This is a genomic window from Streptomyces olivochromogenes (genome assembly GCF_021538895.1).
GTDB classification, from domain to species: Bacteria; Actinomycetota; Actinomycetes; order Streptomycetales; family Streptomycetaceae; genus Streptomyces; species Streptomyces olivochromogenes_A.
Genome location: NZ_JADDRL010000131.1, coordinates 1 through 25,200 on the forward strand (window position 1 = coordinate 1; position 25,200 = coordinate 25,200).

Below are 25,200 nucleotides of genomic sequence, written 5' to 3' on the forward strand. Positions count from 1 at the left end.
GAGCCCTCGGGGTCGGGGAGGCCGGGCCACGGTTCGAGTCGCCGGGATCCGGCAGGCCGGGGTCCGGGGCGGAGCCCCGGGGCGGTTGCCCTGTGACCTAGCGAGTCGGGTGGGTGGGTGGGCGAGGTACCGCCGAGGCCAGCGCGTGCAGGAAGTGGTTCGTCGTGGCGCGGTCGCGTACCGCCACCCGTATCCACTCCTCGTCCAACCCCGGGAACGTGTCCCCGCGGCGTACGGCGAAGCCCAGGTCGCGCAGCCGCTGCCGTACCTCCGCCGCCCCGGGTACTCGTACCAGGACGAACGGCCCCTCCGCGGGGGACACCACCCGCACCCCCCGCTCCGCGAACGACGCGAGTCCCGTGACCAGATGGGCGCGATCCGCCGCGATGCGGTGGGCCGCGTGGGCCGCCTCCGCCAGGGCCCGCGGCGCCACACACGCCCGCGCCGCCGCGAGCGCCGGCGTGGACACCGGCCACAACGGCTGGGCCCGCTCCAGCTCCGCGACCGTCTCCGGCGCGGCCAGGACGTAGCCGATGCGCAGCCCGGCCAGCCCCCAGGTCTTCGTCAGGCTGCGCAGCACCACCAGCCCCGGCACGTCCGTCCGCCCGGCCAGCGCCTCCCGCTCACCCGGCACCGCGTCCATGAACGCCTCGTCGACCACCAACGTCCGCCCGGGCCACGCCAGTTGGGCGACAGCCCCGGCCGGATGCAGCACCGACGTGGGATTCGTGGGGTTGCCGATGACCACCAGATCGGCGTCCTCGGGAACGGCCGCCGGATCCAGCCGGAACCCGTCCGCCTCCCGCAGCAGCACCCGGTCCACGGTGTGCCCCGCGTCCCGCAGCGCCGCCTCCGGCTCCGTGAACTGCGGATGCACCACGACCGGCCGGCGTACCTTCAGGGCGCGCGCCAGCAGCACGAACGCCTCGGCCGCTCCCGCCGTCAGCAGCACCCGCTCCACCGGAACCCCGTGCCGCGCCGCCACCGCCGCCCGCGCGTCCCGCCCGTCCGGGTAGGCCGCGAGACCGGTCAGCGACTTCGCGATGTGCTCCCGCAGCCACACCGGGGGCGTGTCGGCCCGGACGTTGACGGCGAGGTCGACCAACGCCGAACCGTCGTCGCGCACTTCGGCGTCACCGTGGTGGCGCAGATCGTGCCCGGACTCCTCAGTGGGCATGGGCGTGCCCGCCGTGGTGGTGGTGCCCGTGCCCGTGGTGGTGCCCGTCGTCGTCCGGGTGGAAGTGCGGCTGCTGCGGCAGCCCCACCTTGTCCTCGAAGCCCGGCAGCGCGATGCGGTACACGCACGAGTCGCAGTTCATCCGCAGGTCGCCCTTGACGGCCTCCTCGTACCGCTCCATCACCAGGTCGAGCAGCTCGGGCTCCGGCCCGATCACGTCCGCCGAGCGCACCTCGATCTCCGGGTGCGCCTGAGCCCAGCCCTCGGTCTGCTGCCGCACCCGGTCCGGCAGGATGCCGGTGAACAGGAAGTACGGCAGCACGACGATCCGCCGCGCGCCGAGCCGCACGCACCGGTCGAGACCGCTCGGCACGTCCGGCGCCGCCAGCGACACGAACGCCGTCTCCACGCCCGCGTACCCGCGCCCCTCCCACAGCAGCCGGGCCGCCTTGTACACCTCGGCGTTGGCGTCCGGGTCCGTCGAGCCGCGCCCGACCAGCAGCACCGTCACATCGGCCCGGTCCTCGGGCGTACGGGCGGCCGAGCCCAGCGCCTCGTCCAGCCGCCGCTCCAGCACGTTCAGCAGCGCCGGGTGCGGGCCCAGCGGGCGCCCGTAGGTGTAGGAGATCCCGGGGTGCCGCTCCTTCTCCCGGGCCAGCGCGGCCGGGATGTCGCCCTTGGCGTGCCCGGCGGACACCAGCATCAGCGGCACGGCGGCGAAACGTCGTACCCCCCGCTCCACCAGCTCGGACACGGCATCGCCCAGCGGCGGCGGGGACAGCTCGATGAAGCCGCCCGCGACGGGCAGCGCGGGGTGGCGGCGGCCCAGCTCCCGCACGAAGTCGCGGAACGCCTCGGCTCCGGCCTCGTCCCGGGTGCCGTGTCCGGCGATGAGCAGGGCGGGCGGCGGGGTGGTCACAGGTTCTCCTTCGAAACGGGGTGGTACAGCAGGGCGTTGAGCGCGGCGGCGGCGACCGCCGAACCGCCCTTCTCGGACACGTTGCTCACGGCGGGCAGCCCGCTCTGACGCAACGCGGCCTTGGACTCGGCCGCGCCGACGAAGCCGACGGGCAGACCGATGACGAGCGCCGGGGAGGCGTCCAGCGTGAGCAGCTCCTCCAGGGCGGTCGGCGCACAGCCGATCACCCACAGGGCGCCGGGGCCGACCTGCTCGTAGGCGAGCCGGACCGCGTGGGCCGAACGGGTCAGCCCCGGACTCGACTCGGCCTCCTTCAGCCGGCAGACCGTCTCCCGCCGGGTGATGCCGGCCGCGACCATCTCGACGTCGACGACCACCGGCGCCCCCGCGTGCAGCGCCGCGTGGGCCGTGGCCAGGTCGCCCTCGTCCATGACGAGGTCGCCCGCGTACTCCAGGTCGGCGGCGGAGTGGATGACCCGCTCCACCACCGCCCGGGTCAGCGGCGGGAAGTGCGAGGTGTCCAGGCGGGCGCGCAGCCGCCGGAAGGACTCCTGCTCGATCGGATGAACGACACGGTTCACTTGGCCTCCTCCTGGGAGCCGTCCTGCCAGCGGTAGCCGCGCGGGGTCACCATGCGCCCCGCGATGTCCCGGGTCGCCGTGTTGCCCACGGTCACGACCGTCATCATGTCGACGGTCGCCGGGTCCAGGGCGGCCAGGGTGCTCAGGCGGCTGGACTCGTCCGGCCGCGAGGCGTTGCGGACGACGCCGACGGGCGTCGCCGGCTCCCGGTGCTCCGCGAGGATCGCGAGGGCCTTGGGCAACTGCCAGTCGCGGCCCCGGGAACGGGGGTTGTAGAAGGTGACCACGAGGTCCGCCTCGGCCGCCGCCCGTACCCGCCGCTCGATGACCTCCCACGGCGTGTGCAGGTCGGACAGGCTGATCGACACATGGTCGTGGCCCAGCGGCGCGCCCAGGATCGCCCCGGCCGCGAGCGCCGCGGTCACGCCCGGCACACCGATCACGTCGATGTCGTCGGACGCCTCGGCGAGCGCGGGGGAGGCCATCGCGTACACGCCCGCGTCCCCGCTCCCGATCAGCGCCACCGCGTGCCCCTGCCGGGCCTCGGCGACCGCGGTCCGCGCCCGCTCCTCCTCCGCGCCGAGCCCCGACTCAAGGATCCGGGTGCCGGGCCGCAGCAGGTCGCGGATCTGGTCGACGTACTGGTCGAGCCCGACGAGCACGGAGGCCCGGCGCAGCTCCGCCCGCGCGCGCGGGGTGAGCAGGTCCCGGGCGCCGGGTCCGAGCCCGACCACCGCGAGCCGGCCGCGCCCCGGCCGCCGTACGACGGCACAGGTCGCCATCGCCGGCTGCCCGTCGGCGCGCCGCGACTTGCGCTTGGGGACGACGAGTTCGCCGCCGCGCGCGAGCGCCGCGGCCTCCGCCACGGAGGGCGTACCGACGGCGGCCAGCGGCGCGTCGGACGGGTTCGGCACCGCCACCTCGGCCAGTTCCCCGGCGGAGTACGTCACCACGGGCACCCCGAGGCGTGCGGCGGCGCCGACGATGCCGGGCTCCTCGGCCTTGGCGTCGACGGTGGCGAGTTCGGCGACGGACCGCGCCGAGAGACCGGCGTCCGCGAGCGCCGCCTCGACCAGCCCGAGCACCTCGTCGACGGGCGCCCCCTTGGACGCGCCGACGCCGACGACCAGCGACGGCGGCCGCAGCAGCACCTCGTGCTCGCCGGGCGCGACCGCGCGGTCCGTCAGACGGATGGTGTACGCCCCGTCCGGCGCCGTCGGCAGCGCGGGCAGCGGCCAGGCCAACTCGGTTTCCAGGGCGACGGGTTCGCCGTCCAGCAGGGCCCGGGAGACCGACGCGACGGCTCCCTCGAAGGGGAGGCCGAGGGTGTCGAGGCCCGGCAGTCCGACCGAGTCGGTCGCGGTCGTCACCACGGGCTCGGCGCCGAGTAGTCCGCCCACCTCGCGGGCGAGTTCGTTGGCCCCGCCGCCGTGCCCGCCGACCAGCGACACGGCGAACCGGCCGCCCTCGTCGACGCAGACCACTCCCGGGTCGGTCGCCTTGTCGCCCAACAGCGGGGCGACGAGCCGCACCACGGCGCCCGTGGCCAGGAAGCACACCACCTGCTCGCACTCGGCGAACGCGGCCCGCACGGCCTCCCCGACGGGGCCCTCGTACACCCGCGTCCGGTCCGGCCAGGCGGCCGCCAGCCGGTCCCGCGCAGCCGCGCCCGCCGCCGTGGCGGAAATGAGGCCGATCACTGGGCAACTCCTTCACTACGCGCCGCAGGCCTGTCGCCCCACAGCAGGAACACGGGATTGGTGGCCGCGAGCCGGGTCACGTCCCCCGGCAGCGGCGCGAGCCGCGACGACTGCAACAGCACGCCGTCGCAGGAGAACCCGGCACCGGTCAGCGCCTCGCGCGCCGCCGGCACCCGGTCGAGCGCGGCCATCGCGACGACCACCGTCCGCCGGGCCCGGCGTGCGCACGCGGCCACGATGGCGGGCAGCTCGCGGCCCCCGCCGCCGACGAACACGGCGTCCGGGTCGTCGAGTCCGGCCAGCGCCTCGGGCGCCGCCCCGTGCACCGCGTGCACGTCCACACCCTGCGCGGCGGCGTTGGCACGGACCCGTTCGACCCCGTCCGCGGCCCGCTCGACCGCCACGACGGCGGCACCGAGCCGCGCGCACTCGACCGCCACGGAACCGGAGCCCGCGCCGACGTCCCAGACCAGGTCGCCGAGCCGGGGCCCGAGCCGGGCCAGCGCCAGGGCCCGCACCTCGAACTTGGTGATCATCGAGTCGCGGTGGGCGAACGCGGACTCCTCCAGCGCCCATCGGCCGGGCCGCTCGGGTACCCCGGCGACGGTCCGCACCGGGCCCAGTTCCCGCGCCTCGTCCAGGCACAGCACCACGCTCACGGCCGTACCCCAGTCGCGGGCCGCGGCCTCGGCGGGCGTGACCCGCTCCACGCGCTCGCGCCCCGGTTCGCCGAGCGCGCTCGCCACGACCAGCACCCGGCCCGCCGGGAGCGCGGCCCCCAGCTCGGCGGGGCCCGCCCCCGGCCCGGTCAGCACGGCGACCTTGGGATGCGCGCGGCAGGCGTTGACGGCCGTACGCAGGTCACGGCCGTGCGCGCTGACCACGACCGCGTCGTCCCAGGGCAGCCCGAGCCGCGCGAACGCCGTCGCGACGGACGAGACCCCGGGCCGCACGTCGAGTCGCTCCGCCCCGAAGCGCTCCGCCAGCGCCCGCACGATCCCGAAGAACCCCGGATCGCCCGAGGCCAGCACGACGACCCGGTCGCCCTTGTCGAGCCGCCGCTGCACGGCGTCCAGCGCGGGCGCCAGCGGCCCGAGGACGATCTGCTCGGCCGCCTCGGGCGGCCGTACGGCGTCCAGATGCCGCCGCCCGCCCACGACCAGCGCGGCCCCGGCCAGGACGTCGTCGGGAACCGGCGCCCCCGTCCCCGTACCGACGACCGTGATCCCCGCCGTCATGTGCGCGCACCCCGCTCGCGCAGCGCCTTGCGGGCCTCGGGGTCGGCCTTGCGATGGCCGTGGAAGTGGCCCGGGTGGTACAGGTGCGAGCGGGTGCCGTGGGCGTCCAGGGCCGCGCCGACCAGGAAGAGGGTGTGCTTCCAGAGCTTGTGCTCCTTGACCGTCTCCTCCAGCGTGCCGATCGTGCACCGGACGACCAGCTCCTCCGGCCAGGTGGCCTGGTGGGCGACGATCACCGGGGTGCTGGTCGGGTAGCCGCCCTCCAGCAGCTCCCGGACCAGCTGGCCGCTGCGGGCGGCGGACAGGAAGATCGCCATGGTGGTGCCGTGGCGCGCGAACTCGCGCACCTCCTCGCCGGGCGGCATCGGGGTCTTGCCGCCGCCGAGCCGGGTGAGCACGACGGACTGCGCGACCTCGGGGATGGTCAGCTCCCGCTGGGCGAGCGCGGCGACGGCGGAGAACGAGGAGACGCCGGGCACGATCTCCGTCGCGATCCCGATCTCGGCGCACCGGTCGACCTGCTCCTGCGTGCCGCCCCACAGGGCCGGGTCGCCGGAGTGGATACGGGCGACCCGCAGCCCCTCCTGGTGGGCGCGCCGGTAGACGGCGACGACGTCCTCCAGGGACATGGTCGCCGAGTCGAGGATCTCCGCGCCCTCGCGCGCGTGCTGGAGGACCTCCGCCTGCACCAGGCTGGCCGCCCAGATCACCACGTCGGCCTCGGCGATGGCGCGCGCGGCACGGAACGTCAGCAGATCGGCGGCGCCGGGGCCGGCACCGACGAAGGTCACCTTGCCGGTGGGGGCATCGGCCATGGGGAGGGGTCCTCTCGTACGAAATGTCATGGTGTGCGGGGGTGGCGACGTGGCCGGATGTGCGCGACGGGGGGTCGATCGGATAGCAAGGCCCTATGGCGGTCCTCGTCGCGCTCGGCGCGTTCCTGATGACGCTGGCCGGCGGCTGGACGGCACAGCGCGTGACCGACCGTCGCCACCTGGTCCTGGGCCTGGCCGGCGGTCTGATGCTCGGCGTGGTCGGCCTCGACCTGCTGCCGGAGGCGCTGCGCGCCGCCGGCCGGGAGATCTTCGGCGTACCCGCGGCCCTGCTGCTGTTCGTGGCCGGTTTCCTCCTGGCCCACCTGGTGGAACGCCTGCTGGCCGCCCGGCAGGCCGCGCACGGCGGCGAGGAGCACGGTCACCGGGCGCCCGAGGTGGGCCTGACGGCGGCGGCCGCGATGGTCGGCCACAGCGCCATGGACGGTGTGGCGATCGGCGCGGCCTTCCAGGTGGGCGGCGGCATGGGCACCGCGGTCGCGCTCGCGGTGATCGCCCACGACTTCGCGGACGGCTTCAACACGTTCACCATCACGAGCCTGTACGGCAACGCGCGCCGCAAGGCCGTCGCCATGCTGGTCGCCGACGCCTGCGCACCGGTGCTCGGCGCGCTGTCGACGGCCTTCCTCACCATCCCCGCGACACTGCTCGGCGGCTATCTCGCCCTCTTCGGCGGCGCGCTCCTGTACCTCGCCGCCGCCGAGATCCTGCCGGAGGCCCACCACGAGCACCCCGCCCGCTCGACCCTGCTGTGCACGGTGGCGGGCGCCGCGTTCATCTGGCTGGTGGTGGGCCTGTCCGGCTGAGGACGGCACGGCGCCGGCCGGCCCGCTCACAGCTTGCCGCCCCGTCTGTTCGAGCGTGGCGCGGGCGCGATCAGCGTGGAGAGGTACGGCAGGGGTGTCCCGTCCAGATCGGCGGCGGGCCGGATGAACTCCTCCGCCAGCCCGAGCGCCGACCCCCACACCGCGTCGCCGATCCGCCCGGTCTCCCGCAGCGCCTCGGCCACCTCCCCGGCCTGCCGCCCGAACTTGTACGCGACCACGGTTCCAGGACCGTTCAGCGCCTCCTTGAGCACGGCGGCCCCGGCGGTCACCGGCACGAGCGTCAGCGGCTCGGTGCCCTCGGTGAGGACGGCACCGGACCGCGCGGCGAGATCCTGCATGGCGGTGATCCCGGGCACGGTCTCGATGCCCGTCCCCGGTACCAGCTCCGTGATGGTCTGCGCGAGATAGGTGAAGGTGGAGTACACGTTGGGGTCACCGATGGTCGCGAAGGCGACGGAACCCCGCTCCCTGAGCAACTCGGCGACCCGCTCGCCGGCCGCGTCCCAGGCGGCCTCCCGCCGCGCCCGGTCGCTGCGCTCGTTGAGCGCGAACACGACCCGGACGACCTTCTCCGCGGGCACGTAGTGCAGCACGGTCGCCTCGGCCCGGCCCTGCTCACCCGTGTCCATGACGGGTACGACGACGACAGCGGCCGCGCGCAGGGCGTTGACGCCCTTGACGGTCACCAGCTCCGGGTCACCGGGACCGACTCCGACTCCGACCAGCCTGCTGCTCATGACGTCCGGCACCTCTCCACGAACCGACGGGCCGCACCGGGCGCGGACGCCCAGTGCGTGTGCAGATAACTCGCGTGCACACCCTGCTGTACGAAACCTTCGACCCGCCGTCGAGGGGCGCGCACACCCCAGGCGGGAGCCGCCCCCGAGCCGGGCTCGACGACCGTGCGGTGGAACTCGTGCCCGCGCATCCGGGTCCCGGCGGCGGCGAGCACACTGTCGCCGATGGCCACGGCGTCGCGATAGCCGAGGGTGAGCCGTTCACTCATGCGCGCGGTGGCGTCGAGCACTCCGCACATCGGCCGCCCGTCCAACTCCCGGCACAGGTAGAGCAGCCCGGCGCACTCGGCGGCGACGGGAGCACCGCCGAGCGCGAGTTCGGCGACGGCCTTCCTGAGCGGTTCGTTGGCGGACAGCTCGGCGGCGTACACCTCGGGGAAGCCCCCGCCGATGACCAACCCGCGTGTCCCGTCGGGCAGTCGCTCGTCCCGCAGTGGGTCGAAGGGGACGACGTCGGCTCCGGCGGCGGTGAGCAGTTCCGTGTGCTCGGCGTAGGAGAAGGTGAACGCTTCACCACCGGCGAGGGCAATGACTGGTGCTTCCCGATGCCGGTCGGCATTCTCCAGCTCGGCATCCCAGGTCGCACAGGGCAGGACACCCGCACTGCGCGCCAGCGCGACCAGCCCATCCATGTCACACCCGTCGGAGACCTGCACACCCATCGCCGCGACGGCCTCCACGGCCTCAGCCCGCCGCTCGGCGACCGGCACAAGACCCAGATGCCGCGACGGCGTGTCCACCTGCGGCGCCCGCCGCAACACCCCCAACACCGGCACCCCGACGGAGTCCAACGCGTCCCGCAGCAACTCCTCGTGCCGGTCCGAGGCGACCTTGTTCAGGATCACGCCCCCGATCCGCACCTCCGGGTCCCAGGACACGAACCCGTGCACCAGCGCGGCCACCGACCGCGACTGCGACGACGCGTCGACGACGAGCACCACCGGCGCCCGCAGCAGCTTCGCCACCTGGGCGGTGGACGCCAGTTCACCCTCCCCGGCGGCCCCGTCGTACAGCCCCATCACACCCTCGACGACCGCGATGTCGCACCCGCGCGCGCCGTGCGCGAACAGCGGACCGACCAGCTCCGGCCCGCACAGGTACGCGTCGAGGTTGCGCCCCACGCGCCCGGTGGCGAGCGCGTGATACCCGGGGTCGATGTAGTCCGGACCGACCTTGTGCGGGGACACGGCGAGCCCCCGCCCGGTCAGCGCGGCCATCAGCCCCGTGGCAACGGTGGTCTTGCCGCTGCCGGACGATGGCGCGGCGATGACCAGCCGGGGCACGGACGTCACCACTCGATGCCCCTCTGGCCCTTCTGGCCCACGTCCATGGGGTGCTTCACCTTGGACATGTCGGTGACGAGATCCGCGAAGTCGACCAGCTTCTGCGGCGCGTTCCGCCCGGTGATCACCACGTGCTGGGTGCCGGGCCGGTCGCGCAGCACCGACACGACCTCGTCCGTGTCGACCCAGCCCCAGTGCATCGGGTACGCGAACTCGTCGAGCACGTACAGCTTGTACGTCTCGGCCGCCAGGTCCCGCTTGACCTGCTCCCAGCCCTCCCGGGCCTTCTCCTCGTTGGTCGAGTTGTCACCCTGGATGTCGCGCTGCACCCACGACCAACCCTCGCCCATCTTGTGCCAGTCGACGGTCCCGCCCTCGCCGGAGGCGCCGAGCACGCGCAGCGCGTTCTCCTCGCCGACCTTCCACTTGGCCGACTTGACGAACTGGAACACCCCGATGGGCCACCCCTGGTTCCAGGCGCGCAGCGCGAGCCCGAACGCGGCGGTGGACTTCCCCTTGCCGATGCCCGTGTGCACGACGACGAGCGGACGGTTGCGGCGCTGACGAGTCGTCAGTCCGTCGTCCGGTACGACACTCGGCTGTCCCTGCGGCATTACGCAGCCCTCCTGTTGCTGTTGCCTCGCACATCCCGGACCAGCCCGGCGATGCTGTCCGCCCGCAGCTCGTCCAGCGTCACCGCCGTACCGCCCAGCTCATCCGCGAGCTGCCCGGCGAGCCCCAGCCGCACCGGCCCCGACTCGCAGTCCACGACCACGGAGGCGACGCCCTCGGCCCCGAACAGCCGCGCCGCACGCCCCGCCAGGGCGACCGGCTCCGGTCCGCCGGTGGCCCGCCCGTCGGTCACCACCACGACGAGCGCCCGCCGCGCCGGATCCCGCAGCCGCTCGACCCGCAGCACCTCGTGCGCGCGCAGCAGCCCGGCCGCGAGCGGCGTCCGCCCGCCCGTCGGCAGCGACTCCAGCCGGGCCGCCGCCGCGTCCACGGACGAGGTCGGCGGCAGCGCGACCTGCGCGTCCTTGCCGCGGAAGGTCACCAGACCCACCTTGTCCCGCCGCTGGTACGCGTCCAGCAGCAGCGACAGCACGGCACCCTTCACGGCGCTCATCCGCTGCCGCGCCGCCATCGAGCCGGAGGCGTCGACCACGAACAGCACCAGGTTTCCCTCGCGCCCCTCGCGGGTGGCCTGCCGCAGATCGTCCCGGCGCACCACGAGCCCCGGCCCGGAGCGTCCCCGCGCCCGCTGGTGCGGAGCCGCGGCCCGGACGGTCGCCGTCAGGTGCAGCTTGGTGAGCGTGCCCCGGGGCCGCCGGGCCCCGGTGGTCCGCCCGTGCTCGGTCCGCGCCCGTGACCGCCGCCCGGCGGCACCCTCACCGAGTCCGGGCACGCTCAGCACCTTCGTACGGAACGGCTCGGCGGCGCGGGCCGGAGCCTGCTCGGCGGCGCCGGACGCCTGCGGCTGCCCGCCCTCGCCCTCCTCGGGCCGCGCCCCGGTGTCACCGCCCTGCGGGCCGCTGTCCGGCGCCGGCTGCCCGCCGCTCCCGCCGCCTCCACCGGACCCGTCCGGGTCGGGATCCTCGTCGTCGGAGGAGTCCCCGAACTCCTCCAGCGTCTCGTCGAGCCTGTCCTCGTCCAGGCCCGGCGCGTCGAAGGGGTTGCGCCTGCGCCGGTGCGGCAGCGCGAGCAGCGCGGCCTGCCGTACGTCCTCGGCGAGCACCTCGGTCCGCCCGGCCCACGCGGCCAGCGCGGTCGCCGTACGCGCCATCACGATGTCGGCCCGCATGCCGTCCACCTCGAAGGCGGCACAGGTCGCCGCGATCTGCCGCAGCGCGCCGTCGCCCAGCCGCACGGACGGCAGCAGCGCACGCGCGGCCACGATCCGGGCCCGTACGGCGGCCTCCTCGTCCGCCCAGCGCGCGGCGAAGCCGGCCGGGTCGTCGTCGTAGGCGAGCCGCCGCCGCACGACCTCCACCCGCTGCTCCGGCTCGCGCGAGGCCGCGACCTCCACGGTCAGCCCGAACCGGTCGAGCAACTGCGGCCGCAGCTCGCCCTCTTCGGGGTTCATGGTCCCGACGAGCAGGAAACGGGCCGCGTGCCGTACGGAGACGCCCTCCCGCTCGACGTACGAGGCGCCCATCGCGGCCGCGTCGAGGAGCAGGTCGACCAGGTGGTCGTGGAGCAGGTTGACCTCGTCGACGTACAGGATCCCGCGGTGCGCGTCGGCCAGCAGGCCCGGCTCGAAGGCCTTCACGCCCTCCGCGAGCGCCCGCTCGATGTCGAGGGCACCGACCAGCCGGTCCTCGGAGGCGCCGACGGGCAGCTCGACCATCCGGCTCGGACGGGACTCGAACGCGCCCGGCTCGTGCGGTCCGTCCGGGCACGCCGGGTCCGGTGCCCCGGGGTCGCAGGAGAACCGGCACGCGGAGACGACGTCCACCTCGGGCAGCAGCGCCGAAAGGGCGCGTACGGCCGTCGACTTGGCGGTGCCCTTCTCGCCGCGCACCAGCACGCCGCCGACCGCCGGTGACACGGCGTTCAGCAGCAGCGCGAGCCGCAGGTCGTCCTGGCCGACGACGGCCGTGAACGGAAACGGGGTACTCACTTCTCGTCGCCCTCCAAGTCGCCTTCCAGCTCCAGGTAGGTGGCGCGCAGCCGCTCCAGCGTCTCCGCGTCCGGCTCGGCCCACAGCCCGCGCTCGGCCGCCTCCAGCAGCCGCTCCGTGATCCCGCGCAGCGCCCACGGGTTGGACTTCTTCATGAAGTCCCGGTTCTCCGCGTCGAAGACGTACTCGGCGCTGAGCTTCTCGTACATCCAGTCGTCCACGACCCCGGCCGTGGCGTCGTACCCGAAGAGGTAGTCGACCGTCGCCGCCATCTCGAAGGCGCCCTTGTAGCCGTGCCGCCGCATGGCCGCCATCCAGCGCGGGTTGACCACGCGGGCGCGGAAGACGCGGTGCGTCTCCTCGCCGAGGGTGCGGGTCTTGACCTGGTCCGGCACGGCGGAGTCGCCGACGTACGCCTCCGGGGAGGCCCCGGTGAGGTGGCGGACCATGGCGACCATGCCGCCGTGGTACTGGAAGTAGTCGTCGGCGTCGACGAGGTCGTGCTCGCGGGTGTCGACGTTCTTCGCGGCCACGGCGATCCGCCGGAACGCGGTCTCCATGTCCCCGCGCGCCGCCCGCCCGTCGAGCCCGCGCCCGTAGGCGTAACCGCCCCAGACGGCGTACACCTCGGCGAGGTCGGCGTCGCTTCTCCAGTTGCGGGCGTCGATCAGCGGCAGCAGACCGGCGCCGTACGCCCCCGGCTTGGAGCCGAAGACACGGGCCGTCGCGCGCCGCCGGTCGCCGTGCTCGGCGGTGTCCTCGTCGGCGTGGGCGCGCACGAAGTTCCGGTCGGCGGGCTCGGCCAGCTCGGCCACCGCCCGCACCGCGTCGTCGATCAGCCCGACCACGTGCGGGAACGCGTCGCGGAAGAAGCCCGAGATGCGGACCGTGACGTCGATGCGCGGCCTGCCGAGCTCGGCCAGGGGCACGATCTCGAAGCCGGTCACCCGGCGCGAGGCGTCGTCCCAGACGGGACGGCAGCCCAGCAGCGCCAGGATCTCGGCGATGTCGTCGCCCTGGGTGCGCATCGCGGACGTACCCCAGACCGTCAGGCCGACGGACTTCGGGTACTCGCCGGTGTCCTGCAGATACCGCTGCACCAGCGAGTCGGCCAGCGACTGGCCGACCTCCCAGCTCAGCCGGGACGGGATGGCCTTGGGGTCGACCGAGTAGAAGTTGCGGCCGGTCGGCAGGACGTTGACCAGGCCGCGGGTGGGCGAGCCCGAGGGACCGGCGGGGACGTATCCGCCGTTCAGCGCCCGGAGGATGTGACCGATCTCGTCGGTGGTCCTGGCCAGGCGCGGCACGACCTCGGCGCAGGCGAACTCCAGCACCGCGACGGCGTCGGGGAGTTCGGTGCCGAGGACGTCACGGACCAGGGCCGGGACCGTCGCGCCGTCCCAGCCGCGCTCCTCCATCCCCTCCGCGACCCGCCGGCACAGCTGCTCCAGCAGGTCGATCGCGTCGGCGGCCGTGCGCGAGGGGCCGTCGACCAGGTCCGTCAGCTCCACCGGCACCTTCACCGGCGCGCCCGGCTCGGCGAGCAGCTCCTTCTCCACCAGCCCGAAGTGCTCGGCCAGCGAGGCCCGCAGCCCCGGCAGGGCGTTCGCCTGCCCGCCCCACACCTGCGAGGCGCGCAGCACGGCGAGGACCAGGTTGACGCGCGGCTCCGCGACCGGGCCGCCGCCGAGGATGTGCAGACCGTCGCGGATCTGCACGTCCTTGATCTCGCACAGATAGCCGTCGATGTGCATGACGAACTCGTCGAAGTCGCCCTCGTCCGGCTGCTCGTCGACGTGCAGGTCGTGGTGGAGCTCGGCGGCCTTGACGAGGGTCCAGATCTGGGCGCGGACGGCCGGGGCCTTCGTCGGGTCCAGGTCGGAGACGAGCGCGTACTCGTCGAGCAGTTGCTCCAGCTTGGCCAGGTCGCCGTAGGTGTCGGCGCGGGCCATCGGCGGGACCAGGTGGTCGACGACGGTGGCGTGGCCGCGCCGCTTGGCCTGGGTGCCCTCGCCGGGGTCGTTGACGATGAAGGGGTAGATCAGCGGCAGATCGCCGAGGACGGCGTCCGGCGCGCAGCCCTTGCCGAGCCCCAGTCCCTTGCCCGGCAGCCACTCCATCGTGCCGTGCTTGCCCATGTGCACGATCGCGTCCGCGCCGAACCCGCCCTCCGATGCTGCAGCTTCCAGCCAGCGGTACGCCGCCATGTAGTGGTGCGAGGGCGGCATGTCGGGGTCGTGGTAGATCGCGATCGGGTTCTCGCCGAAGCCGCGCGGCGGCTGGATCATCACGACGACGTTCCCGAACCGGAGCGACGCGAGGACGATGTCGTCGCCGTCCACGTAGAGGCTGCCCGGCGGCTCGCCCCACGCCTGAAGCATGCCGTCCCGCAGCTCGGGGTCGAGCCGGTCGAACCAGGCCCGGTAGTCGGCGAGCGGCACGCGCGCGGGCGCGGCGGCCAGCTGCTCCTCGGTGAGCCACTCGACGTCGTGGCCGCCGGCCTCGATGAGCCGGTGGATCAACTCGTCGCCGTTGTCCGGGTATTCGGTGAGGGAGTAGCCGGCGTCCCGCAGCGCGTCGAGCACCCGGACCGCGGAGGCCGGGGTGTCCAGGCCCACCGCGTTGCCGACCCGCGAGTGCTTGGTCGGGTACGCGGTGAAGACGAGCGCGACCTTCTTCTCGGCGTTCTCCTTGTGCTTCAACCGCGCGTGCCGCAGGGCGATTCCGGCGACGCGCCCGGCCCGCTCGGGGTCGGCGACGTACACCGGGACGTCGCCCGGACCCTGCTCCTTGAAGGAGAACGGCACGGTGACGAGGCGGCCGTCGAACTCCGGGATCGCGACCTGCATGGCCGCGTCCATGGGGGCGAGGGCCGCGTCGGACGCGTCCCAGGCGGCCCGCGAGGAGGTCAGGCACAGGCCCTGCAGCACCGGGACGTCCAGGTCGGCGAGGGCCCCGATGTCCCAGGCCTCCTCGTCGCCGCCGGCCGACGCCTGCGAGGCGTGCGTGCCGCCGGCGGCCAGGACGGTGGCGACGAGGGCGTCGGTCCGGCCGAGGATCTCGTACAGCCCGGCGTCGGCCCCGCGCAGCGAACCGCAGTACACAGCAAGGGCGTTGGCGTCCCGGGCCTCGATCGCCTCGCACAGGGTGTCGACGAAGGCGGTGTTGCCGCTCAGCTCGTGGGCCCGGTAGAAGAGCACGCCGACGGTCGGCCGGCCCTCGACGAAGGCACGCTCGCCGTGGACGCCGTACTCCGGCATCTTCCGCGGCTCGGCGAAGCCCTCGCCCGTCAGCAGCACGGTGTCGGACAGGAACCGGGCGAGCTCGGTGAGGTTGGCGGGGCCGCCCTCGACGAGGTAGCGCAGCGCCTCGGCCACCACACCGGCCGGCACCGACGACTCGGCCATCAGCTCGGCGTCGGGCACCGTCTCCCCGCCCAGCAGCACGGTCGGGATCCCCGCGGCCTTCAGCGCGGCGAGCCCCTCCTCCCAGGCCCGCTTGCCGCCGAGCAGCCGTACGACGGCGAGGTCGGCCCGCCGGACGAGCTCCGGGAGCTCCTCGGCGACGTCGACCCGGGTCGGGTTGCCGATCAGATAGGAGGCGCCGGAGGCCCGTGCCGCCAGCAGATCGGTGTCGGCGGTCGACAACAACAACACTGTGCTCATGCGGGCGCTCCCGGTGGAATGAAAGGCAGTCCTTGTGGCGCGCCCGACTCGATGAGCCGCCAGAGCGCGTCCGTGTCCGCGTGCTGTTCGATCAGGTCGCCGAGCCGGTCGAGCTGCTCCTCGCGCAGCGCGGCGAACGAGGTGTCGGGGGCCGGGACGAAGCGGCGCCCCGCGGCGGCCGCCACCTCGCGCAGAAAGGCCCGCCGGAAACCGTCCGACTCCAGCGAGCCGTGCCAGTGCGTGCCCCAGGTCTGGCCGACCCGGCAGCCGTCCAAGAAGGCCGTTCCGCCGTGGATGTCGGCGACCCCGTGGTGGATCTCGTACCCCTCGACGTGCTCGCCGAGGGCTTCGCCGACGGGCCTGGTGAGGGTCTTCTCGCGGGCGAACCGCACCCGCACGGGCAGGACCCCGAGCCCGTCCACCTGACCCTCGCGGCTCTCGACGTCGTCCTCGATGTGCTCGCCGAGCACCTGGAAGCCGCCGCAGATGCCGAGAACGGGCCGGCCCTCACGGGCCCTTGCGACGACGGCATCGGCCAGTCCCCGCTCCCGCAGCCACTCCAGCGCGCGGACCGTCCCCCGGGTGCCCGGGATCACGACGAGGTCGGCGTCGGCGAGTTCCTCCGGCCGGTCCACGAACCGCACGACGACACCGGGCTCGGCGGCCAGCGCGTCCACGTCGGTGAAGTTGGACATGAGCGGGATCGCGCACACGGCGACGCGCAGCACGTCCTGGCCGAGGGGCGGGGACACGGTCGACTCGCGCACGGTCCCGCGCAGTGAGACGCGCAGCCCGTCCTCCTCGTCGATCCCGAGCCCGTGCCGGAACGGAAGCACGCCGTAGGTGTGCCGTCCGGTGAGCCCGTGCAGCATGTCGAGCCCCGGCTCCAACAGGGACACGTCCCCGCGGAACTTGTTGACGAGGAACCCGGCGACGAGCTCCTGGTCCTCGGGCGAGAGCAGGGCGACGGTCCCGAAGAAGGAGGCGAAGACGCCCCCGCGGTCGATGTCGCCGACGACGAGCACGGGGAGGCGGGCGCCCCGCGCGATCCCCATGTTCACGATGTCGGTCCGCCGCAGATTGATCTCGGCGGGCGAACCGGCCCCCTCACAGATCACCGCGTCATACGTGCCCCGCAACTCGGCGAGACAGTCGAGAACCGTCCCGAGGAGTCGCTGCTGGCGCCCGCCGTGATAGCCGCGCGCGCTCATCTCGCCCACCGGCTTGCCCAGCAGCACGACTTGGCTGCTGCGCTCGCCGCCCGGCTTGAGCAGCACGGGATTCATCAGCGCCGTCGGCTCCACCCGGCACGCCTGGGCCTGCATGGCCTGCGCCCGCCCGATCTCCGCGCCCTCGCGCGTGACGAACGAGTTGAGGGACATGTTCTGCGCCTTGAAGGGCGCGACCTTGACCCCCTGCCGGACCAGCCACCGGCAGATTCCCGCCGTCACGACGCTCTTGCCTGCGTCGGAGGTGGTGCCGGCGACGAGAAGACCACCGTTCATGACCTGCGCCCCCTTGCCCTCGCTGCGATGGCGCGCGCAGCGACCCCGACGCCGAGCGCGAGCAGACCGACCCGACGGGAGAGCCGTACGGCCCGGTCGATGTCCTCGGTGGCCACGGCGCGGCCGCCGCAGTTGAGCACGGGCCGGTGCTCGAAGCGCCCTCCGTAGGAGAGGGTTCCGCCGAGCCGCACGCCCAACGCCCCCGCGAAGGAGGCCTCGACGGGCCCCGCGTTGGGACTCGGATGCCTGCGCGCGTCGGCCCGCCAGGCACGCAGGGCGCCGCGCGGATCGGGGCCCGCGGCGGTGGCCAGTACGGCGGTGAGCCGGGCCCCCGGCCACCCGGCGAGGTCGTCGAGGCGGGCGGAGGCCCACCCGTAGCGCCGGTACCGGGGCGACTTGTGCCCGACCATGGCGTCGAGCGTGTTCACGGCGCGGAAGCCGAGCAGTCCGGGCACGCCGGCGACGGCCCCCCACACCAGAGCCCCCACCACGGCGTCGGACGTGTTCTCCGCGACCGACTCCACGACCGCCCGGGCGATCCCGTCGGCGTCGAGGGCCTGCGGATCGCGGCCGCACAGATGCGGCAGCCGCGCCCGCGCCGCCTCGACGTCCCCCGCCTCCAGGGCACGCCCGATGATCCCGGCCTCCCGGGCGAGCGAAGTCCCCCCGACGACGGCCCAGGTGGCGGCGCCGGTCAGCGCGACGGAGGCGGCGGCACAGCGGCGCGTGTACGTCTCGCCCACGGCCCCGAGCGCGACGGCCCCGCCGACGCAGACGGCGGTGTGCAGCGCGCCCCAACCCCGGTGGTCCCGCCACAACGTCCGCTCCACGGCCGCGGCGGCCCGACCGAACGCGGCGACCGGATGCCCCCGGCGGGGATCGCCCAGGAGCAGGTCACCGAGGAGTCCGGCGGCGGCGCCGTACGCGAAGACGCGGTCGGCACGCATCGGCTCAGCCGGCCGTGGGGTGGGGCAGCGTTCCGGTTCTGTGCCTGGGCGGCCGAGCGAGCATGGCGATGTGTCCTCACTCAGGGTGTCCACGCCCTGAATCGACGAGACCGGCGGGGAGAGTTCCTGGCTCCCGGGGATTGCTACCCCGGTGACAGTGGCGGGACCGCGCCGGATTCTCACCGGCTTCCTCTTCTGCCGCCGTACTTGGCTCCGGAAGTCCACCACGGGCCCGGAAGGGCCGTCAACTTGCCGTTGACCTGCAGGGGGAGAGTGTGCAGAACCCCACACCGGCCCGGGCCGCACCGGTGCGAGGGCATGCGAAAGGCTCCTCCCCGAAGACATCGGGGAGGAGCCCTGCGTACGTCGGTCAGGCCTTGGCCATGATCAGGTAGATGCCGTACGCCACCGCGGCCGCGCAGGTCGCGAAGCACACGTACGCTCCGGTCAGCGCGAGGGCGGTGGAGTCGCCCTGCGCGGCGGCGCGTTCGCGTCGGGAGAGGCCGGCGACGCCGAGGGTGAAGAGGGCCACGAGGCCCACGGTGACGGCGAGGCTGACGCCGAAGACGGAGCCGAGGGCCGCCCAGTCGATCTTCATGCTGATGCTTCCTTAGTAACCGGGGCTCGGGGTCAGACGGCGGCGGTCGGCGGGACGGCCGCGTCGGTGGCGGGGGCGGTCGCCTGGGCCGGGATGGTGGCGGTGAGGCCGTCGGCCACGGTGCCCGCCGGGGGCGGCGTCACGGCGGCGATCGCCGTGGTCACCACGCCGGCCGGCTCGTCGGTGTCGTTGACGTTGGTGTGGTCGACCACCTCGCGGCGGGAGACCTTCCAGATCGCGGCGCTGGCGGCGACGAGGAAGACCGCGACCACGGCCGTGCCCCAGTCACCCAGGTCGGTCACCGACTCGGCGAGCGCGCCGACCAGAGCCGCGGCCGGCAGCGTCAGCCCCCAGGCGACGAACATCCGGGTGGCCGTGGACCAGCGGACCACGCCGCCCTTGCGGCCCAGGCCCGCGCCCATCACGGAGCCGGAGACGACGTGCGTGGTGGACAGGGAGAAACCGAGGTGGGAGGAGGTCAGGATGGCCGTGGCCGCGCTGGTCTGGGCGGCGAAGCCCTGCTGCGGCTGAAGGTCGGTCAGGCCCTTGCCCATGGTGCGGATGATGCGCCAGCCGCCGATGTAGGTGCCGAGCGCGATGGCCAGACCCGCGGAGAGGATGACCCAGGTGGGAGGGTTCGAGCCCGGGGCGATGGAGCCGCCGGCGATCAGGGCCAGCGTGATGATGCCCATCGTCTTCTGGGCGTCGTTGGTGCCGTGGGCGAGCGAGACCAGGCCGGCGGAGGCGATCTGGCCGGCGCGGTAGCCCTTGCGGGTGGCCTCGCCGTCGGCGTTCTTGCCGATCGCGTAGGAGAAGCGGGTGGCGACCATCGCCGCCAGGCCGGCCACGATCGGGGCCGCGACCGCCGGGAGCAGCACCTTGGTGACGAGCACGTCACCGTGGACGGCGCCGGTGCCGGCCGAGGCGACGGTGGCGCCGATCAGGCCGCCCATGAGGGCGTGCGAGGAGCTGGAGGGGAGTCCGACCAGCCAGGTCGCCAGGTTCCAGAGGATCGCGCCCACCAGCGCGGCGAAGATGACCTCGGGACGTATGCCGGACTCGTCGACGAGTCCCTTGGAGATCGTGTTGGCGACCTCCACGGAGAGGAAGGCGCCCACCAGGTTGAGCGCGGCGGACATGGCCACCGCGATCTTGGGCTTGAGCGCACCGGTCGAGATGGTCGTGGCCATCGCGTTGGCGGTGTCGTGGAAACCGTTCGTGAAATCGAACGCGAGTGCGGTTACCACCACAATCGCGAGGATCAGCGAGAAGTTTTCCATTTACCCAGGCAATCTTTAGAGGTCATCGGCCGGTTGACCGTAGGCAACCTGGGTGAACGGAAGGTGAACTGAGAGGGGCTTGAGGGTGTCGTGAGACGGGTGTTGTGGCCCTGTTTCGACCGGACGGCCCAGGCGTGCCTTGATTAGTCGCCCCGGGCGAACGTCCTCAGCCCGTTCGGGGACCCGTTGAAGAGATTCTGGTCACCCGGCAGGCTGCCGCTGTTGTCGTACTGCCAGAAGGTCCAGTACGACCATCCGGCCGGCAGCGTCCCCGCGTCCCCCGAGCCGTGGCGGGCTATCCACAGGGCGTGGTTCGCGGCGAAGGCGCCGCTGCCGCCGGTGCACAGGTTCCACCAGTGGGTGGTCGTGTAGATCACCGGGCGGCGGCCGGTCCGCCGCTTCAGTTCGTCGCTGAAGGACTTGATCCAGGCGACCATCCGCGCCTTGCTCAGGCCGTAGCACTTGTCCCTCTTGTCGTAGGGGTTGTACTCGACGTCGAGGGCGGGCGGCAGCGTCCAGCCGTCCGCCGTCCACGCCCCGCCGCCCCGCGCGAAGTACGCGGCCTGGGCCTTGCCGGACGACTTGTTCGGCACGGCGAAGTGGTACGCGCCCCGGATCAGGCCCGCGGCGCGCGAGCCGTTGTACTGCTGGGCGAAGTAGGGGTTGCGGTAGGCCGTGGCCTCGGTCGCCTTGATGTAGACGAACCGGGCGCCCTTGGCCTTCGCGCTCGGCCAGTCGACGTTCCGCTGGTGGGACGAGACGTCGTGGCCCTTCGGCAGGCCGGCCGCGGCGGCCGGAACGCCGGTGAGTACGGCCGCCACGCCCCCGGTGACGAGGGCCACGACGGACGCCGCGAGAGCGCGGGCGCGGTGGCGGGACGGTTGGTGATCACGGGCCATGTTTCCCCCCGGAATGGCGACATGCACGACACGGCGCGACCAGACGCTACTGGAAGATCATTGAATTCCGGATGATCCCCGGCCAAGGATGCCGACGGGGTGATTTATGGCTGTATGCGGTCTTTCGGAGGCGCGGCTTCCGGCCTAAAGTGCCCCGCCCCGGCGATCCGTCGAGACGCCGGCTGGCAGGATCGGCGCATGGCGGAACAGCGGCGGGACCAGCGGGACATACGGGACGGCGGCGAGGGCCGGGACCGCGCACAGGGTGTGCCGGAGCCGCACCGCAGTGGTGTGCGTGACGAGGAGGCGCACGCCTGGAAGACCCTCGTCGCGACGGCCCGCAGGATGGTGTCCGAGGGGCTGGTCGTCGGCACGTCCGGCAATGTGTCGGTGCGCGTCGGGGACACCGTGCTGGTCACGCCGTCGGGCGTGCCCTACGACAGGCTGACGCCGGACGACGTGACCGGCGTCGACCTCGACGGCCGGCAGGTGCTCGGCACCCTGATCCCGACCAGCGAGCTGCCCATGCACCTCGCGGTCTACCGCGCCACGGACGCCGGTGCCGTCGTGCACACCCACGCCGTCCACGCCACGGCCGTCTCGACCCTCGTTCCCGAACTCCCCTCCATCCACTACATGACCGGCGCCCTCGGCGGCCCCGTCCGGGTCGCCCCCTACGCGACCTACGGCACCGAGGAGTTGGCCGAGAACATGCTCCGCGCCCTCGCCGACCGCTCCGGCTGCCTCCTGCAGAACCACGGCACCATCACCTACGGCACCACCCTCGACCAGGCCTTCGACCGCACGGCCCAGCTGGAGTGGATGTGCCGCCTGTGGCTGACGGCGACCTCCGTCCCCGGCCTGTCCCCGTCGCTGCTGTCCGACCGGCAGCTGACCCAGGCGGCCGAACGCCTGCGGGGCTACGGCCAGCGCCCCTGACGCCTTCCCGTCCGCTCCGGTGCCCCCCTCCGCTCCGGTCCGCGCCGGTGCGCGAAGGCGGCCCGCTGGCCGAGCGGGAGGCGGGCCGGGACACTGGACGGGTGCGCACTGTCAAAGCGACGGCCGCTGCCGTCACCGCGGTCCTGGCGGCCGGCGCGGCCGGAGTGGTCGTCGGACGGATGGCCAGCGGCGCCGCGCTCAAGGCGCCCGCGGGCCGCCCGCTGCCCACCGAACCCCGGCTCACCGTGCACGGCACGGCCGCCGGCCGGATCACCCTCACCCGCGACCTGGCCTCCCTGCGCCCCGGGATCTACGGCCTGTCCGGCGACGGGTCGCACGCGGTCGTCGGCCTCGTCCTGGAGTCCGCCGAGCACAGCGCCGACACCGTCGTGCGCCGCCTGCGACGCGTCACCCACGGCACCCTGCAGACCGGCGACCGGGTCTGGCTCACCCCGAACATCCACATAGGCAACCCGAGCGCCGCCCTCGGCCTCGACCACGCCGACATCGACATCCCCGGCGAGCTGGGCGCCCTGCCCGCCTGGTTCGTGCCCGGCGCCCGGGACATCTGGGTGATCACCGTGCACGGCCTGGGCACCACCCGCGAGCACCCCATGAACGTCATGGAGTCCCTGCACCGCAGGCGCCTGCCCGTCCTCGACCTCGCCTACCGGGGCGACCTCGGCGCACCCCGCCCGACCGACGGCCTGAACCACCTCGGCGAGACCGAGTGGCGCGACCTGGACGCGGCGATCCGCTACGCCGTCCGCTACGGCGCCCGCCGCGTCATCCTGTACGGCTGGTCCACCGGCGCCACCATGGCCCTGCGCGCCGCCGCCTACTCCGCGGTCCGCGACCGTGTCGCCGGCCTCGTCCTGGACTCGCCGGTGCTCGACTGGGAGGCCACGCTGCGCGCCCTCGCCACCGCCCGGCACACCCCGGAGGCCCTGCTGCCGCTCGCGGTGCGGGCCGCCCAGGGCCGGGCCGGCCTGCACGCCGACCACCTCGCCGACAGCGCCGACCCCGGACACATCCAGGTCCCCACGCTGATCATCCACGGCCCCGACGACGAGGTCGCCCCCTGGGAGTACTCCCGCCTCCTCGCCGCCCGCCGCCCCGACCGGGTTTCCCTGCACACCGTGCCGCGGGCCCCGCACGGAGCGATGTGGAACGCCGACCCCGAGGAGTACGAGGAGCGGCTCCGGCGCTTCCTGACCCCACTGATGTGAGCCGCCGCCCGCCGGGGCGCACACGACGGAAACACCGGGGCGCACGAGCCGGAAACACCGGTTCCCGTCATTCCGTTTAACCCCGTACGACTGGCCTGATCCCGCCTCTACGGCCCCCGGCGGACCGCGTGCGTTGGCCAGCCCCGTCGCCCGCCGTGACATTCCGTTTGGGTTTTCGGACCGTCAACCGGAAGACTGCACCCGTGACGTCCCGTATCCCGCGCGACTCCAGGCTTCGACTCGTCCGACCGCGACCCCTGGCCGCCGCCCCCAGAGCGATGAACCAGCGGCACGCGCGCCGCCCCGCCCCCCGGCCGCCCGAGGGCACTCCCGCACCCGCCGAACTGGCCAGAATGGCGCGCTCCGGCCTGGCCGGCGCGGCCCGCCTCGCCCACTGGGCCGACGCCGCCCTGGGCCCCGGCCGCGACGGCGGCACCGCCGACGGCAAGGCCACCCTCTCGGAAGCGACCGCCGAACGCGCGGCCGCCGATCTGGGCCTGACCGCGGCTCAGATCCGCGCCGAATGGGACACCGCCCGCCTGGCCGGCCTCGTCGAGGTGCACGGCGACAGCGCGCGCCCCGGCTGGCGCCTGCGCGCCTGGGACCGTGACGACAGCGCCGTGCTGCGCGGCTGGGTCGCCCTCTTCGACGCCTGGTCGCTCGCCTCACCGGAACCCGCGGACCACGAGCCCGCCGCCGTCGCCGAGGTCGTCTCGGCCATGCCCCAGGTGCTCTCCTTCCTCCAGTTGTCCGCCGGTCCCGTCCCGGTGGAGCAGCTCCTCGACCTGCTCCAGCAGCGGGTCACCGAGCTGCGCACCGAGCGCTGCGAGGTCCCGTACGAGCCCGGCACGACGAGACCCGGCGACGCCGCGCCCGCAGCCTCCGGGCCCGTCGTCTCCTCGCCCTCCGCCGTCGAGGCGCCGCGGCCCGCCGAGGTCGCCCCGCTCGCCCCGCTCCTCGACTGGTCCCTGCATGCCCTCGCCTCCGTCGGCGCGTTGACCTGCGGTGACGGTCAGGCCACACTCACCCCGCTCGGCAGCTGGGCGGTCTGGGTCAAGCTGGAGCAGATCTGCGTCGCCGCGCAGAGCCCCGCCGGCAACATCGAGCAGGGCGCCGAGGACATGCTCCGCGGCTGTGCCCAGCTGCGCCCCAACGCGGCCCGTGCCGAATACCGGGCCTGGCTCGCCGCCCGCACGGTCGGCAGCGCCGTCACCGAACTCATCGACGCCGCCCGTGGTGAGGACGCCCTGCTGCGCGGCCTCGCTTTCGAGGCGCTGCGCGTCGTCGGCGCCCCCGCCGAGCCCGACGTGCGCGCCGTCGTCGACGAGCCGACGCTGCGGCCGTACGCCCTGCTGTGGCTCGCCGAGCACGACGGCGCCGACCCCGAGGACGCGCACGAGGTGCTCACCCGGGAGGAGGCCACGTGGCTGTGGGTGGACACCGCCGCCGCCGTCTCCGACCACGGGGAGGCGCCGATGCTCGTACGGCACCTGGAGTCCGCGGTGCAGCCCACCGTGCCCCAACTGCTGGACGAGGTCCGCGCCGTCGGACACCCCCGGACGGTGCAGGTGCTGGTCGCCCTCGCCGCCGCGCATCCCGACCCGGCCCTCGCGAAGGCCGTGCGCCGGGCCGCCTTCCAGGTGCACACCGGGGGATAGCCCGGTGTCTCAGGCCCCGGTCTCGGGGGCGTACGTACCGAAGCTCCAGATGTTGCCCTCGGCGTCCCGGGCCATGTAGTCCCGCGAGCCGTAGTCCTGGTCTGTCGGGGGCATCAGGATCTCCGCGCCGTGATCGACCGCGCGCTGGTGGTGTGCGTCGACGTCGTCCACCACGACGTACACACCCGTGGGGCCCGCGCCCTTCATCGCCGTGTCGAAGACGCCGCCGCGGCCCTTGGAGCCGAGCATCACCGCGCCGTTGCCCTGCACCAGCTCGGCGTGCAGCACGGTGCCGTTCTCACCCTCGTACACCGACAGCTCGGTGAAGCCGAAGGCCTCCGTGAGCTGCTTGATCGCGGCCTTCGCGTCCGCGTACAGCAGCGTCGGAAAGACGCTCGGTCGTCCGCCGCCCGTACCCGCCATGCCGATCACTCCCCTGTGCCTGGATGTGCCTCGATGTCGTCCGTCCTCCGGTATTCCCGGCCCGCTGCTCAGTCTGGCACCC

21 protein-coding genes and 1 riboswitch are annotated in these 25,200 nt (G+C 74.0%); of the genes, 4 read left to right on the plus strand and 17 right to left on the minus strand.

The annotated features are described in order from the left end of the window. Positions 1-97: 97 nt before the first annotated feature. From cobC to cobM, 6 genes are read right to left on the minus strand one after another with little or no spacing between them, the layout of a single operon-like run. The gene (gene cobC, locus IPZ69_RS39685; protein WP_235459597.1) at positions 98-1,177 is read right to left on the minus strand and encodes an Rv2231c family pyridoxal phosphate-dependent protein CobC; all 1,080 of its coding nucleotides are present in this window, start codon (positions 1,175-1,177) and stop codon (positions 98-100) included. Beyond that, positions 1,167-2,096, minus strand: a complete 930-nt coding sequence (locus IPZ69_RS39690; protein WP_235459598.1) for a sirohydrochlorin chelatase — start codon at positions 2,094-2,096, stop codon at positions 1,167-1,169. The genes cobC and IPZ69_RS39690 overlap by 11 nt, the downstream gene beginning before the upstream one ends. Beyond that, positions 2,093-2,677 carry a precorrin-8X methylmutase gene (locus IPZ69_RS39695; RefSeq protein ID WP_235459599.1) on the minus strand — a complete coding sequence of 195 codons (585 nt, stop codon included), beginning with the start codon at positions 2,675-2,677 and terminating at the stop codon, positions 2,093-2,095. Before IPZ69_RS39695 ends, IPZ69_RS39690 begins: the two co-directional genes overlap by 4 nt. Then, the gene (gene cobJ / locus IPZ69_RS39700) at positions 2,674-4,377 is read right to left on the minus strand and encodes a precorrin-3B C(17)-methyltransferase (RefSeq protein WP_235459600.1); all 1,704 of its coding nucleotides are present in this window, start codon (positions 4,375-4,377) and stop codon (positions 2,674-2,676) included. Before cobJ ends, IPZ69_RS39695 begins: the two co-directional genes overlap by 4 nt. Beyond that, positions 4,374-5,615, minus strand: coding sequence for a precorrin-6y C5,15-methyltransferase (decarboxylating) subunit CbiE (gene cbiE, locus IPZ69_RS39705; RefSeq protein WP_235459601.1), 1,242 nt, complete (start codon positions 5,613-5,615; stop codon positions 4,374-4,376). The genes cobJ and cbiE overlap by 4 nt, the downstream gene beginning before the upstream one ends. Continuing rightward, positions 5,612-6,430 (minus strand): precorrin-4 C(11)-methyltransferase, encoded by an 819-nt coding sequence (gene cobM, locus IPZ69_RS39710; protein ID WP_235459602.1) that lies wholly within the window; start codon positions 6,428-6,430, stop codon positions 5,612-5,614. The genes cbiE and cobM overlap by 4 nt, the downstream gene beginning before the upstream one ends. A gap of 95 nt (positions 6,431-6,525) precedes the next feature. Here cobM and IPZ69_RS39715 point away from each other — a divergent pair, with 95 nt between their 5' ends. After that, positions 6,526-7,254, plus strand: coding sequence for a ZIP family metal transporter (locus IPZ69_RS39715; protein WP_235459603.1), 729 nt, complete (start codon positions 6,526-6,528; stop codon positions 7,252-7,254). A 26-nt stretch (positions 7,255-7,280) separates the two neighbouring features. On the opposite strand, the gene cobI is transcribed toward IPZ69_RS39715, so the two are convergent. The 10 genes from cobI to IPZ69_RS39765 form a co-directional block, all read right to left on the minus strand. Then, positions 7,281-8,012, minus strand: coding sequence for a precorrin-2 C(20)-methyltransferase (gene cobI, locus IPZ69_RS39720; RefSeq protein WP_235459604.1), 732 nt, complete (start codon positions 8,010-8,012; stop codon positions 7,281-7,283). Continuing rightward, a complete protein-coding gene (locus tag IPZ69_RS39725) occupies positions 8,009-9,367 on the minus strand; it encodes a cobyrinate a,c-diamide synthase (RefSeq protein ID WP_235459605.1) in 1,359 nt (452 codons plus the stop codon). The genes cobI and IPZ69_RS39725 overlap by 4 nt, the downstream gene beginning before the upstream one ends. Then, complete coding sequence (gene cobO, locus IPZ69_RS39730) at positions 9,361-9,969, minus strand: cob(I)yrinic acid a,c-diamide adenosyltransferase (protein ID WP_235459606.1); 609 nt, start codon at positions 9,967-9,969, stop codon at positions 9,361-9,363. Before cobO ends, IPZ69_RS39725 begins: the two co-directional genes overlap by 7 nt. Continuing rightward, positions 9,969-11,975, minus strand: coding sequence for a putative cobaltochelatase (locus IPZ69_RS39735; protein WP_235459607.1), 2,007 nt, complete (start codon positions 11,973-11,975; stop codon positions 9,969-9,971). Before IPZ69_RS39735 ends, cobO begins: the two co-directional genes overlap by 1 nt. After that, a complete protein-coding gene (gene cobN, locus IPZ69_RS39740; RefSeq protein WP_235459608.1) occupies positions 11,972-15,640 on the minus strand; it encodes a cobaltochelatase subunit CobN in 3,669 nt (1,222 codons plus the stop codon). The genes IPZ69_RS39735 and cobN overlap by 4 nt, the downstream gene beginning before the upstream one ends. Then, positions 15,637-17,145, minus strand: coding sequence for a cobyric acid synthase (locus IPZ69_RS39745; RefSeq protein WP_235459609.1), 1,509 nt, complete (start codon positions 17,143-17,145; stop codon positions 15,637-15,639). Before IPZ69_RS39745 ends, cobN begins: the two co-directional genes overlap by 4 nt. After that, positions 17,142-18,092, minus strand: coding sequence for a cobalamin biosynthesis protein (locus tag IPZ69_RS39750; RefSeq protein ID WP_235459610.1), 951 nt, complete (start codon positions 18,090-18,092; stop codon positions 17,142-17,144). Before IPZ69_RS39750 ends, IPZ69_RS39745 begins: the two co-directional genes overlap by 4 nt. Positions 18,093-18,193: 101 nt before the next feature. Next, positions 18,194-18,333: riboswitch (cobalamin riboswitch) on the minus strand. Between the two features lie 129 nt (positions 18,334-18,462). Further along, entirely contained in the window at positions 18,463-18,690 is a 228-nt protein-coding gene (locus IPZ69_RS39755; RefSeq protein ID WP_235459611.1) for a hypothetical protein, read from the minus strand. 32 nt (positions 18,691-18,722) lie between these two features. Then, entirely contained in the window at positions 18,723-19,970 is a 1,248-nt protein-coding gene (locus IPZ69_RS39760; RefSeq protein ID WP_235459612.1) for an inorganic phosphate transporter, read from the minus strand. Between the two features lie 143 nt (positions 19,971-20,113). Next, positions 20,114-20,869, minus strand: a complete 756-nt coding sequence (locus IPZ69_RS39765) for a lysozyme (protein WP_235459613.1) — start codon at positions 20,867-20,869, stop codon at positions 20,114-20,116. Positions 20,870-21,067: 198 nt separating this feature from the next. Between IPZ69_RS39765 and IPZ69_RS39770 the strand changes: the two genes are divergently transcribed. From IPZ69_RS39770 to IPZ69_RS39780, 3 genes are all read left to right on the plus strand, one after another. After that, positions 21,068-21,808 (plus strand): class II aldolase/adducin family protein, encoded by a 741-nt coding sequence (locus IPZ69_RS39770; protein ID WP_235459614.1) that lies wholly within the window; start codon positions 21,068-21,070, stop codon positions 21,806-21,808. Between the two features lie 101 nt (positions 21,809-21,909). Then, positions 21,910-23,037 (plus strand): alpha/beta hydrolase family protein, encoded by a 1,128-nt coding sequence (locus IPZ69_RS39775; protein WP_235459615.1) that lies wholly within the window; start codon positions 21,910-21,912, stop codon positions 23,035-23,037. Positions 23,038-23,240: 203 nt separating this feature from the next. After that, on the plus strand, positions 23,241-24,695 hold the full coding sequence (locus tag IPZ69_RS39780) for a hypothetical protein (RefSeq protein WP_235459616.1): 1,455 nt from the start codon (positions 23,241-23,243) through the stop codon (positions 24,693-24,695). 9 nt (positions 24,696-24,704) lie between these two features. Here the strand turns inward: IPZ69_RS39780 and IPZ69_RS39785 are convergent, their stop codons facing one another. Further along, a complete protein-coding gene (locus IPZ69_RS39785) occupies positions 24,705-25,118 on the minus strand; it encodes a VOC family protein (protein ID WP_235459617.1) in 414 nt (137 codons plus the stop codon). Between the last annotated feature and the right edge of the window lie 82 nt (positions 25,119-25,200).